9 protein-coding genes and 1 pseudogene are annotated in these 12,641 nt (G+C 74.7%); 8 read left to right on the forward strand and 2 right to left on the reverse strand.

The annotated features are described in order from the left end of the window. Positions 1 to 49 precede the first annotated feature (49 nt). Complete coding sequence (gene phaZ / locus FSW04_RS10875) at positions 50 to 1,108, forward strand: polyhydroxyalkanoate depolymerase (RefSeq protein WP_321167695.1); 1,059 nt, start codon at positions 50 to 52, stop codon at positions 1,106 to 1,108. Position 1,109: 1 nt separating this feature from the next. On the opposite strand, the pseudogene zwf reads toward phaZ, so the two are convergent. Then, positions 1,110 to 2,518: pseudogene (zwf, locus tag FSW04_RS10880) on the reverse strand (glucose-6-phosphate dehydrogenase). A 60-nt stretch (positions 2,519 to 2,578) separates the two neighbouring features. On the opposite strand from zwf, the gene FSW04_RS10885 reads away from it, so the two are divergent. The 6 genes from FSW04_RS10885 (at position 2,579) to FSW04_RS10910 (ending at position 9,319) form a co-directional block, all read left to right on the forward strand. Beyond that, a complete protein-coding gene (locus tag FSW04_RS10885) occupies positions 2,579 to 3,217 on the forward strand; it encodes a cupredoxin domain-containing protein (RefSeq protein ID WP_146919142.1) in 639 nt (212 codons plus the stop codon). A gap of 102 nt (positions 3,218 to 3,319) precedes the next feature. After that, complete coding sequence (locus tag FSW04_RS10890) at positions 3,320 to 5,602, forward strand: isocitrate lyase/phosphoenolpyruvate mutase family protein (RefSeq protein WP_146919144.1); 2,283 nt, start codon at positions 3,320 to 3,322, stop codon at positions 5,600 to 5,602. Beyond that, positions 5,599 to 6,393, forward strand: coding sequence for an SDR family NAD(P)-dependent oxidoreductase (locus tag FSW04_RS10895; protein WP_146919146.1), 795 nt, complete (start codon positions 5,599 to 5,601; stop codon positions 6,391 to 6,393). Before FSW04_RS10890 ends, FSW04_RS10895 begins: the two co-directional genes overlap by 4 nt. After that, positions 6,387 to 7,004 (forward strand): cysteine hydrolase family protein, encoded by a 618-nt coding sequence (locus tag FSW04_RS10900; protein ID WP_146919148.1) that lies wholly within the window; start codon positions 6,387 to 6,389, stop codon positions 7,002 to 7,004. Before FSW04_RS10895 ends, FSW04_RS10900 begins: the two co-directional genes overlap by 7 nt. A gap of 15 nt (positions 7,005 to 7,019) precedes the next feature. Continuing rightward, positions 7,020 to 8,483, forward strand: a complete 1,464-nt coding sequence (locus FSW04_RS10905) for an FAD-dependent oxidoreductase (protein WP_146919151.1) — start codon at positions 7,020 to 7,022, stop codon at positions 8,481 to 8,483. After that, entirely contained in the window at positions 8,480 to 9,319 is an 840-nt protein-coding gene (locus FSW04_RS10910) for an aspartate/glutamate racemase family protein (protein WP_146919153.1), read from the forward strand. Before FSW04_RS10905 ends, FSW04_RS10910 begins: the two co-directional genes overlap by 4 nt. Here the strand turns inward: FSW04_RS10910 and FSW04_RS10915 are convergent. Further along, the gene (locus FSW04_RS10915) at positions 9,297 to 11,012 is read right to left on the reverse strand and encodes a flavin-containing monooxygenase (protein ID WP_146919155.1); all 1,716 of its coding nucleotides are present in this window, start codon (positions 11,010 to 11,012) and stop codon (positions 9,297 to 9,299) included. The genes FSW04_RS10910 and FSW04_RS10915 overlap by 23 nt on opposite strands. Before the next feature lie 127 nt (positions 11,013 to 11,139). Here FSW04_RS10915 and FSW04_RS10920 point away from each other — a divergent pair, with 127 nt between their 5' ends. After that, entirely contained in the window at positions 11,140 to 12,633 is a 1,494-nt protein-coding gene (locus FSW04_RS10920; RefSeq protein ID WP_228431139.1) for a protein adenylyltransferase SelO, read from the forward strand. Positions 12,634 to 12,641 lie beyond the last annotated feature (8 nt).

The raw sequence follows: 12,641 nt of genomic DNA on the forward strand, positions 1-12,641 counted from the left end.
CGCGGGGCAGGCGTGGTCGACGACCGTCGCCGCGCTCCAGCTCACCCATGTGCGTCCGGACTTCCGCGTCGACGAGGTCCAGACGCCGGCCGGGCGGGTGGGCGTGCAGGAGGAGACCGTCGTCTCCACGCCGTTCGGGTCGCTGCGCCACTTCGTCAAGGAGCGCGGCGCCGAGGGTCAGCCGCGCGTGCTGATCCTGCCCGGGCTCGCCGGCCACTTCGCGACGCTGGTGCGCGGCACCGTGCGGACGATGCTGGCCGACCACGACGTCTACGTCGCCGACTGGCACAACGCCCGCGACGTCCCGCGCGACGCCGGCCGCTTCGGCCTGGACGAGTTCATCCTGCACATCGTCGACTTCCTCGACGCGATCGGCCCCGGCACGCACCTCGTGGCCGTCTGCCAGCCCTGCGTCGCGGCGATCGCGGCGGCCGCGCTCATGTCCGAGGACGGCCACGAGGCCCGCCCGGCCAGCCTGACGCTCATGTCGGGGCCGGTCGATGCCCGCATCAACCCCGGGCCGATCAACGCGTTCAGCGAGAAGCAGTCGCTCGCCAAGCTCGAGAAGCGCGCGATCACGACGGTCCCCTGGCCCCACCGCGGGGCCGGCCGGCGCGTGTACCCCGGCTTCCTGCAGGTCGTGGGCTTCATGAGCATGGCGCCGCGGCGCCACGCCGAGGCGTTCGCCGGGCTGTTCGCCGACAGCGTCCGCGGCCGGCGCGAGCAGGCCGCCCGCACCGAGGAGTTCTACGACGAGTACTTCGCCGTGCTCGACATCGCCGCCGAGTTCTACCTGGAGACCGCGCGCGCGGTGTTCATGGAGCACGACCTCGCCCGCGGCGTGCTGACCGTGGGCGGCCGCACCGTCGACCCGTCGCAGATCACGTGCCCGCTGCTGACCGTCGAGGCCGAGAAGGACGAGATGTGCCCGCCCGGCCAGACCGAGGCCGCGCACGCCCTGTGCACCGGCGTCGCCGCCGCCGACCACCACCACCATCTCCAGGAGGGCGTCGGGCACTACGGCGTCTTCAGCGGGTCGCGCTTCGACCGCGAGATCTACCCCGTGATGCGCGCGGTCATCGCCGCCGCCCAGCCCGTCGAGGCCTAGGTCAGCCCTTCAGCCACGGGCCCTGCCACGGCCCGATCCCGGCCGTGAGGGCGTCGGCGGCCTTCGGCCCCAGGAGCCCGGCGCGTAGGGGTGCAGGCGGGGCGGCGCGTCGAGCAGCGGCTGCACGATCCGCCACGTCTCCTCCACGCCGTCCTGGCGGGTGAAGTGCGTGCTGTCGCCCGCCAGCGCGGCGGCGAGCAGGACCTCGTAGGGCGTGGGCCCCTCGCCGCCCTGGTCGGCGAAGTCCATGTCGAGCTCGATCTCCCGCGGGACGGGCTCGCCGGCGCCGCGGGCGTCGAGGACCATGCGCAGGCCGGTCGCCGGATCGATCTTGACGACGATCTGGTTCGGCGCCGGACGGCGATGGTCCTCCGGCAGGAAGCCCAGGCGGGGCGGATGGCGGAAGACGACGCGCATCTCGGTCTGGGTGACCGGCAGGCGCTTGCCCGTGCGGATGAGGAACGGCACGCCGCTCCAGCGCCAGTTGTCGATCTCCAGGCGCAGCGCGGCGTAGGTCTCGGTCGACGAGCGCGCGCTGACGCCCGGAATGTCGCGGTAGCCGGTGTACTGGCCACGGACGTAGCGGTCGGGGTCGGCGTCGGGGATGGCCCGGAACACCGCGAGCTTGGCCTCGTCGATCGTCGCGGGGTCGCGCCCCGCGGGCGGCTCCATGGCCGCCATCGCCAGGATCTGCATCAGGTGGTTGACCACGACGTCGCGCAGGGCGCCGACGGGGTCGTAGAAGTGCCCGCGGTCCTGGACGCCGAAGCGCTCGGCCATCGTGATCTGCACGCACGCGACGTGCTGGCGGTTCCACACCGGCTCGAGCATCGCGTTGGCGAAGCGCAGGTAGAGGATCTCGTCCAGGCCCATCTTCCCGAGGAAGTGGTCGATGCGCAGCAGCCGGGACTCGTCGACGTGGCGGTGCAGCTCGGCGGCCAGCGCCCGTGCGGAGGCCAGGTCATGGCCGAAGGGCTTCTCGACGACCACCCGCGCCGGCGCCGTCAGCAGCCCCGCCCCGCCCAGCCCGCCGACGACCGTCCCGAACAGGTTCGGGGGCACCTCGAGGTAGAAGACGGGCAGCCGCGCGCCGTGAAGCGCCGCGGCGACGCGGGCGTAGGTCTCCGGTGCCGAGAAGTCGCCGCCGACGTAGGACAGCCGGCGGGCGAGCCGGGCGAAGACCTTGGGGTCCACGCGCTCGCCGGCAGCCGCGATCGACGCGCGGGCGTGGTCGCGGAGGTGCTCGACGGTCCAGTCGTCGAACGCGACGCCGACGACCGGGCAGGTGAGCAGCCCGCGGCGCTCCAGGCGGTACAGCGAGCGGAATGTCATCTTGCGCGCGAGGTCGCCGGTGATGCCGAAGACGACGAGCGCGTCGGCCTCGGTGGGGGTGGTGCGCGCGGCGGGCATGGCCGGACTATGGCAAGCCCGTGGTCGGCCGCAGCCACCAGACGGTGGACTACGGACGAAGTGGAGGCCACAGGAGGGGATCCTGGAAGGCGGATCACCCCCCTGAGATCGAACCTGAAGTGGAGTCACCATGCCCTCGACCCTGACCCCGAGCGCCAACGCACGTCGCCCGACGCCGAGCAGCAGGACCAGAGCCGCTTCGACGCCGGCGTGCAGCGCTTCGGCCGCGTCGCGCTCGGCGCCGCCGGCGGCCTCGGGGTCCTCGCCGCGCTGGCCATGTCGACGATCGCGATGGTCGACCGCCATGCCGGGCCCACCACCACCGTCGTCGTCCGCACGCCCGCCGCGGCCGTCACCGCGCCCGCGCCGGCGGCCGCCGCCGCGGCACCCATCTCGCTCACCGTCGCGGGCGGCAACAAGAAGGGCCCCGACGGCAAGATGCACGACTCCTACTCCAAGACGGACTTCGCGGTGACGGCCGGCCAGCCGCTGACGCTGAACATCACGAACAAGGACGACGCGCCGCACTCGATCACCTCGCCCGCCGCCGGCGTCGACATCATCGTCAAGCCCGGCACCCACACCTACACGCTGACGGTCGCCAAGTCCGGTCGGTTCTTCTGGTACTGCAAGCTGCCCTGCGACGACTGGGCGATGAAGCACGCGGGCTTCATGGCCGGGTACATCACCGCCACCTGAGCCCCTGGCTCGGCCGGCCGGTCCCGGCGCCCCCGGGACCGGCCGAGGCCAGCGGAACCGCTCGTTGACAGGCGCCCGAGGGCGGAGGATAGGATCGGCGCGATGCCCTCCGATTCCGGCTCCATCGGCGACCGGCTCGGGCGTCACATCGCCGCCACGGCCTCGACGCCGCTCGCGCCCGAGGTCGCCGCCAAGGCGGCCACGTGCCTCCTCGACGGCCTGGCGCTCGGCATCGCCGCCGGGGCCGAGCGGACGACGGCCGCGCTGCTGGCCTCGCCGCTGCTGGCCCTCGGCTCCGAGGGCTGCTCCGTGTGGCCCGGCGGCGCCCGCGCGCCGCTGTCGGAGGCCGTGATGCTCAACGGCTACGCCGTGCACGCGCGCTTCCAGGACGACACCGACATGGTCGCCTGGGCGCACCCCGGGTCGCTCGTGCTGCCCGCCGCGGTCTGCGTGGCCGAGGCCACCGGCGCGACGCTGGAGGCGACGCTGCGCGGCATCGTGTCGGGCTACTCGGTGCTGCACTGGCTCGGTGCGCGCGAGAAGGTGGGGGCCGCGGTCGTCGCGCGCGCCTTCCGCGCCAGCCCGACGCTCGGGCCGGTCGCCGCGGCCGCCGCGGCCGCCACGGTGCTCGGCCTGGACGGGTCGCAGGCCGCCCACGCCGCCGCGATCGCCGCGGCCAGCGCCGGTGGCCTGATCGACACCGTGGGCTCGGGCTCCTCGGACTGGCGCTTCCAGAACGGCAGCGCGGCGTGGCGCGGCGTGCTCGGCGCGATCCTCGCCCAGCAGGGGATCGACGGGTCGCCGTCGATCTTCGAGAGCCCCAAGGGCTTCGTCCGCGCCTTCGCCGGCATCGACGCGCCCGACGAGCTGCGCGAGGCGCCCGATCCGGCGTCGATCCTCACCGTCTGGAGCAAGCCCTACCCGGCGCTGGGCGACAACGTCGCGGTCATCTCCGCGGCGCTGGCCCTCCGCCGGCGCTCGCCGGTCGACCCGGCGGCGATCACCGCGGTGCGCGTGCACCAGAACGCCCACTTCGCCTCCTACCCGGGCACGGCCTACCGCGGCCCGTACACGAAGGCCACGCAGGGGATCGCCAGCACCCCATTCGGCGTCGCCGCCGCCCTGTCGCGCGGCGCGATCACCTACGACCTCTACGGCGCCGGGCTCAAGGACCCGGAGATCCTCGCCCTGGTCGAGAAGGTGGCGATCGCGCCCGAGCACGACTACGGCTACCTCGACGGCAAGGTCGTCGTGGTCACCGAGGACGGAGAGGAGCTGGCCTGCGAGACGTCGGAGCTGCCGCGTGAGGTCTTCTTCCGCGACGCGCCGCACGCCGCGGCCGCGTTCGCCGCCACCCTGGCCGAGGTCGGCGTCGGCGGCGACGCGCACGGGTTCGCGGCCGGGCTGATGGAGCGGGTCGCCTCGGGGACACGGGCGTGCCCATCGCCGACGTCGTCGCCGGCGCGCTGGCCCTCGGACCGGCGGCGGCGTGAGCGCGGCGCCGGCGTCCCCGGGCCCCGCCGCGCCCTGCGCGGCCGGATCGGGGCGGGCAGGCTCGTGGTCGCCCCCGGCGTCTTCGACGGCCTGTCGGCCAGGGTCGCCGAGCAGGCCGGGTTCGGGGTCGTCTACGCCAGCGGCGGCGCGATCTCGCGCAGCACCGGGGTCCCGGACATCGGGCTCATGACGATGACCGAGGTCCTGGACCGCACGCGACAGATCGTCGACGCCGTCTCGGTGCCCGTCATCGCCGACATCGACACGGGCTACGGCGGCAACCTCAACGTCGCGCGCACCGTCCGCGAGTTCGAGCGCATCGGCGTCGCCGGGTTCCACCTCGAGGACCAGGCCATCACGAAGCGCTGCGGCCACTACGAGGGCAAGACGCTCGTCGAGCCCGCGGTCATGGTCGCGCGCCTGCGCGCCGCGCTCGAGGCCCGCACCGACCCCGACCTGCTCGTCATCGCCCGCACCGACGCCCGGGCCGACGAGGGCCTGGACGCCGCGATCGAGCGCGCCCGGGCCTACGCCGCCGCGGGCGCCGACATGCTCTTCGTCGAGGCGCCGCAGAGCGAGGCCGAGATCGAGACGATCGCCTCCGCACTCGACGTCCCGCTGCTCATCAACATGTTCGCCGGCGGCAAGACCCCGCTCGTCGGCGCGGCCCGGCTGCAGGAGCTGGGCTACGCGCTCATGATCGTCCCCTCCGACCTGCAGCGCGCCGCGATCGCCGCGATGCAGGACGCCGCCCGCACGCTGCTGGCCGAGGGCTCGACGGCGAGCCTGGCCGACCGGATGGTGACGTTCGCCGACCGCGAGGAGCTCATCGGGCTGGAGGACTACGTCGCCCTGGACGACCGCTACCTGGCGGTGGAGCAGGGCCGATGACCGCCGGCGGGCCGCGCGGCCTGTTCGACCTCGGAGGGCGGGTGGCGCTCGTGACCGGCGCCGCGCCGGGCGGCCTGGGCCACCACTCCGCCGTGGGGCTGGCCCGGCACGGCGCGGAGGTCGTGGCCGCCGACGTGCCCGCGCGCGCCGGCGAGCTGCAGGCCACCGCCGACGCTGTGCGCGAGCACGGCGCCGTGGCCGGGACCGTCGCGTTCGACGTGACCTCCGAGGAGGCCGTCGAGGCGGCGATCGCGCAGGTGCTCGAGCGCCACGGGCGCATCGACGTCCTGGTCCACCACGCCGGCGTGATGATGCGCCGCCCGTCGTTCGAGACCGACGTCGCCGACTGGCAGCGCGTCATCGACGTCAACCTGACGGGCACGTGGCTCGTGGCCCGGGCGGCCGCGCGCGGCATGGTGGACCGCGGCGCCGGGGCGATCATCACGACGTCGTCGGTCTACGCCTCGATCGTGGGCCCGGTCCCCGAGCCCGCCTACTACGCGTCCAAGGCCGGCGTGGCCAACCTGACGCGCGGGCTGGCCGCCGAGTGGGGCGGCGCGGGCGTGACGGTCAACTGCCTGGCGCCCGGCGTCTTCTTCCCCACGCAGATGACCCAGCCGCTGGCCGACGACCCGGACCGGCTGGAGCACTTCGCGCAGCGGACGCTGCTGGGCCGGCTCGGCGAGCCCGCGACCGACCTCGCCGGGGCCGTCGTGTGGCTGGCGTCCGACGCCGCGCGCTACGTGACGGGACAGGTCATCTACATCGACGGAGGCTGGTCTGCATGGTGAACCCGACGACGGTCCCCGCGGCGCTCGTGCTGCTGGACTTCCAGCAGGGGCTGACCGCGATCCCCGACGCCGCCGACCCACCGCCGCTGGCGGCCGCGGTCGCCGAGCACGGGGTCCTGGACAAGGCCGCCGCCGCGCTGGCCACCGCCCGCGCGCGCGGCCTCACGGTCGCCCACGTGCGCGTCGCGTTCGAGGCCGGCCACGCCAACCGGACCAACCGGACGCCGCGCTTCGACGACCACGAGGCCGCCGGCCGCTTCCTGCTGGGCTCCGCGGCCTCCGAGTTCTGCACCGAGGTCGCGCCGGCCGACGGCGAGCCCGTGTTCTCCAAGGGCTCGGTCGCCGCGTTCGCCTCCACGACGCTGGAGCGCGCGCTGCGCGTCCGCGGCGCGCGCACCCTGTTCCTGGCCGGGATCGCGACGCACCTGGCGGTGGAGTCCGCCGCGCGCGAGGCGGCCGACCGCGGCTTTGAGGTCGTGGTGCTCGGCGACGGCTGCACCGCGCCGGACCAGGGCCTGCACGAGCACGCGATCACCCAGACGATCCCGCTGTTCGCCGAGGTCATCGACACCGACGGCCTCGGGCAGCGCCTCGACGCCGTCACGGGCTAGGAGCGGGAGGGACCCATGGAGTTCCTCGAGTGCGACGTCGTCGTCGTCGGCACGGGCATCGCGGGCCTGAGCGCCGCGCTGTCGGCCTCCGACGGCGGCGCCGACGTGGTCGTCGTCGAGCGCGCCGCCCGCGGGGAGCACGGCGGCAACACGCGCTACACGGAGGCGTTCCTGCGGATGAAGTCGGTGGCCGAGGCCTCCGACGACTTCGAGGACCGCCTCGGCGACGAGCCCGGCCACCACATCGACCCGGCCCTGGCCATGGCCACGCTCGGCGAGGAGGCCGAGTGGCACCCGCTCGTCCGCGCCCTGAACTTCACGACGCCGGCGCTCATCGAGCGCTTCGCCCAGGAGGCCGGCCCGACGCTGCAGTGGCTGGAGACCTTCGGCCTGCGCTTCGAGTCGCTGGCGACGCCGTTCATCACGACGTCGACCACCCGGCTCATGCCGGTCGGCGGCGGCCTGGCGCTCGTGGAGGCGCTCACCGCCGCGGCCGACGCGCGGTCGCTGCGGTTCGCGTTCGAGACGACGGCGCGCTCGCTGGTCGAGCGCGACGACGGGACGATCGGGGGACTGCGAGCGCGCCGCGCCGACGGCAGGCCGCTCGAGGTCCGCGCGGACGCCGTCATCCTCGCCTGCGGCGGCTTCCAGGGCAACGACGAGATGATGGCCCGCTACGTCGACCGCGCGGCCTACGTGCGCCCGATCGCCCGCGGCGGCTACTACGATCGCGGCGAGGGCATCCAGATGGCGCTCGACGCCGGGGCCGCGGCGGCCGGCAACTACCGGCTCTTCCACGCCGAGCCCATCGACCCGCGCTCCGGCCTGGCCGAGCCGGCGCTGTTCGTCTTCCCCTACGGCCTGCTGGTCAACCGCGAGGGCCGGCGCTTCGTCGACGAGGCGCCGGGCACCGTCGACGCGACCTACGAGGCGATCACCCGCCGCATCCTCGAGCAGTCGGGCGGCATGGCCTACGTCATCCTCGACGAGAAGATCGAGGACGTGCCGAACTACCGGGTGGCGATCCGCACCGACCAGCCGGCGATCACGGCGGGCTCGCTCGACGCGCTGGCCGCCGCCCTCGGCCTGCCGGCCGACGCGCTGGCCGCGACGATCGCCGAGTACAACGCCGCGTGCCCGACGGGCGGGGACTTCGCGCCGCTGGCCGTCGACGGGCGCGCCACCGCCGGTCTGGACCCGCCGAAGTCCAACTGGGCGCGCACGATCGACACGCCGCCGTTCCGCGCCTACCCGATCTCCTGCGCCAACGTCTTCTCCTTCGGCGGCGTGCAGGTCACGTCCTCGGCGCAGGTCGTCGGCGGTGACGGGCAGGTCATGCGCGGCCTCTACGCGGCGGGCGAGGTCATCGGCATGTACCACGGCACCTACGTCGGGTCGACGTCGGTCCTGCGCGGCGCGGTCTTCGGGCGCCTGGCCGGCGCGCATGCGGCGCGGTCCTCACCGGCGCCGGCGCCGTGACGCGGATCTGGCACCAGAGCTTCACCGACCTGTCGCGGATGCCGCTGTACCGGCGCACGCTGGAGCAGCACGCCGTCCGGGTCATGGGCGACCGCGGCAGCGTCGCGGTCCACGGGCTGCGGCCGGGCACCTACGGCGACGACTTCACGCCGATCGACGCCATCAAGTACCGCTACCTCGAGGCGCTCAACGAGGACCAGGTGTGCGAGGCGGCCCTGGCCGCCGAGCGCGAGGGGTTCGACGCGGTCGCGATCGGGTGCTTCTTCGATCCCGCGCTGCGCGCCGCGCGCTCGCTCGTCGACATCCCGGTGGTCAGCCTCGCCGAGACGTGCATGCTCGTCGCCTGCTCCTACGGCCGCCGGTTCGCGGTCGTGACGCTGTGCGGCGACGAGAGCGTCAACCTCGACGACCTGTGCGAGCAGTACGGGCTGCGGCGCCGCCTCGCCGGGATCGTCGCGATGGACCCGCCGATCGACGAGTACACCCTGGAGGCCGAGGGCGACGCGACCGCACCGGTGGCCGAGGGCTTCGAGCGTGCCTGCGCGCGGGCGTTCGACCTCGGCGCCGAGGTCATCGTGCCGGGCGACGGGGTCCTCAACGAGTTCCTGTACCGGCAGGGCACCAGCGCCGTCGGCGGCGCGACGGTCATGGACTCCATGGCCGTGCTGTTCACCTACGCCGACATGCTCGCCCGCCTGCACGCGACCGCGGCGATGGGCGTCAGCCGCCGCCAGATGTACCTCAAGCCGCCCGCCGACATGCTGCGCTTCGGCCGCGAGGTCGCCGGGCGCCGCGACCTGTCGGAGTCGGACTTCAGCGGGGCGGGGGAGGGGTGACCGCGGCGGCCGCCGCCGCCACGCGCCCGTCGAGCGCGAAGCCCTCGTAGCTCGCCGCGGCGACCTCGTCGCACACGTCGCGATAGGTGCCGACGCCGCCGACGTAGGGGAGCATGACGCGGGGCTTGCCCGGCACGTTGGCGCCCATGTACCAGGAGTCGGCCCGGGGGAACAGCGTCCCGTCGGCCAGCGCGGCGACGTGCTCCATCCAGCGCTCCTGGGCCTCCGGCGTCGCCTCGACCTCGGAGACGCCCCGGTCGCGGGCGTGCGCGATGCAGCCGGCGATCCAGTCCACGTGCTGCTCGATCGAGGTGATGACGTTGCTCAGCACGGACGGGCTCGCCGGCCCGGTGATCGTGAACAGGTTCGGGAAGCCCGCTATCGCCAGCCCGAGGTAGGTCTGCGGGCCGGCGGCCCAGCACTCGCGCAGCCGCACGCCGTCGCGGCCGCGCAGGTCCATCGCCAGCAGCGCTCCCGTCATCGCGTCGAAGCCCGTGGCGAACACGATGACGTCGAGCGGGTGCGTGCGCTCCGTGGTGCGGATGCCCTCGGGCACGATCGTCTCGATCGGCGTGCGGCGCAGGTCGACGAGCGTGACGTTGTCGCGGTTGAACGTCGCGTAGTACCCCGAGTCGGCGCAGATGCGCTTCGTGGCGATCGGGTGATCGTGGGGCAGCAGCGCCTCGGCGACGGCCTGGTCGTGCACGGTGGCGCGGATCTTGTCGCGCACGAAGTCGGCCACGACGGCGTTGGTGTCGGGGTGCACGATCACGTCGGCGTACGCCGTGGTCACGATGTTCGCGCCGCCGAACGCCCAGCGGCGCTCGAGCTCTGAGCGCATCGCCTCGGGGTCGTCGCGGGGCGCCGGCTCGGCGGACTGGATGGGGCGGACGCCGTGGCCGGGCTCGGGGAAGTCCAGCGTGCGCATCACGCCGTTGCGCGAGGAGCGGGCGTCCTCGCGCCCCCGCGGGTAGTCGGTCTTGACGCGCTCCTGGTAGCCGGGGTCCAGCGGGCGGTTGCCCTGCGGCACGCTGAAGTTCGGGGTGCGCTGGAACACGTCGAGGTGGGCGACCTGCGGCGCGATCTCCGTGATGAGCTGGATGCCGGTCGACCCCGTGCCGATCACGCCGACGCGGCGGCCCGCGAGCCGGACGCCCTCCTGCGGCCAGCGGCCGGTCTGGTACCAGACGCCGCGGAACGACTCCAGGCCTTCGAACTCGGGGTCCTTGGGCGCCGACAGGGCGCCCGTGGCCATGATGCACCAGCGTGCGCGGCAGAGGTCGCCGCGGTCGGTGGCGACCTCCCAGGAGCCCGCCCGGTCGTCCCACGTGGCGGCGGTCACGGTCGTCCCGAGGCGGATGTCGGCGCGCAGGCCGAAACGGTCGGCGACGTGCTCGGCGTAGCGCAGGATCTCGTCCTGGCGCGCGAAGCGCTCCGTCCAGACCCACTCCTGCTGGAGATCTTCGTCGAAGGAGAAGGAGTAGTCGATGCTGTCGACGTCGCAGCGCGCGCCCGGGTAGCGGTTCCAGTACCACGTGCCGCCGACGCCGTCGCCGCGCTCGAAGACCCGCACGCGCAGGCCCAGGCCCCGCAGCCGGTGCAGCATGTACAGCCCCGCGAACCCGGCGCCCACCACGATGGCGTCGAGCTCACCCGGCCGGCCGCCGGCCGGTGTCCCCTGGTCGTCGGTCATCCGCCTGCCTCCTGCCGCGTCCGCCGTGGCCCGATCATACGGTCACCCCTCGTCCGGGCCGCGCCCGCGCCGGCCGCTCGGACGCGAGGTCGCCCGGGCGCCGCGCCGCGCGGCTAGCCTCGGAGGTGTGACCGTCGCCCCGCCGCCGCTCTTCACGTTCGACGACTCCTATGCGCGGGATCTCGAGGGCCTGTACGTGCCGTGGCAGCCGGCCGGGTCGCCGGCGCCGCGGCTGCTGGCGCTCAACACGGCGCTCGCCGCCGAGCTGGGGCTCGACGCCGGAGCGCTGGCCGCGCCCGAGGGCGTCGCCGTGCTGGCCGGCAACGCGGTGCCCGCGGGCGCGACGCCGCTGGCGCAGGCCTACGCCGGCCACCAGTTCGGCGGCTACTCGCCGCGCCTGGGCGACGGGCGGGCGCTCCTGCTCGGCGAGGTGCACGACGTCCACGGCCGGCGGCGCGACCTGCACGTCAAGGGCTCGGGTCGCACGCCGTTCGCGCGCGGCGGCGACGGCAAGGCCGCGGTCGGGCCCATGCTGCGCGAGTACGTCGTCGGGGAGGCGATGCACGCGCTGGGCATCCCGACGACGCGCGCGCTGGCCGTCGTGGCGACCGGCGAGGGCGTTCGGCGCGAGACGCGCCTGCCCGGCGCGATGCTCACGCGCGTGGCGGCCAGCCACCTGCGCGTCGGCACGTTCGAGTACGCCGCGCGCTCCGGCGACCCCGGCCTGTCGCAGCGCCTGCTCGCCCACGCGATCGCCCGCCACCACCCCGAGGCGGCCGAGGCCGAGGTGCCCGCGCTGGCGCTGCTGGAGCGGGTGGCCGAGGCGCAGGCCGCGCTCGTGGCGCGCTGGATGCTCGTGGGGTTCATCCACGGCGTGATGAACACCGACAACATGACGATCTCGGGCGAGACGATCGACTACGGCCCGTGCGCGTTCATGGATGCCTTCGACCCGCGCACGGTCTTCAGCTCCATCGACCACGCCGGCCGCTACGCCTACGGCAACCAGCCGCAGATCGCCCACTGGAACCTCGCGCGGCTCGCCGAGGCGCTGCTCGCACCCCTCTCGGGGGAGGCCGAGGACGCCATCCCGGCGGCGAACGAGATCCTCCAGGCGTTCCCCGCCCGCTTCGACGCACACTGGCGCACGGGGATGCGGGCCAAGCTCGGGCTGGCGGGCGAGCCGGACGGCGGCGTCGCCGACGGGCTCGGCGACGACCTGCTGGCCCTCGCGCAGGACCAGCGCGCCGACATGACCTCGGCGTTCCGCGCGCTGAGCGCCGCGGCGCGCGGCGACGACGCGCCGGCCCACGCGGCGTTCGCCCCCGAGCCGGGCGCCTTCGACGCCTGGGCGTCGCGCTGGCGCGCGGCGCTGGCGGCGCAGGGCGCCGACGCCGTCGCGACCGCCCGCGCGCTGGACGCCGTCAACCCGGTGTACGTCCCGCGCAACCACCTCGTCGAGGAGGCGCTGGCCGCGGCGACCGCCGGGGACCTGGCGCCCTTCGAGACGCTGGTGGACGCCGTCACCCGACCGTTCGAGGAGCGCGAGGGCCTGGGCCGCTACGCCGAGCCGGCGCCCGCCGCGTTCGCGGGCGCGTTCCGGACGTTCTGCGGGACGTAGGGTCCGCC

The organism is Baekduia soli (assembly GCF_007970665.1).
GTDB classification, from domain to species: Bacteria; Actinomycetota; Thermoleophilia; order Solirubrobacterales; family Solirubrobacteraceae; genus Baekduia; species Baekduia soli.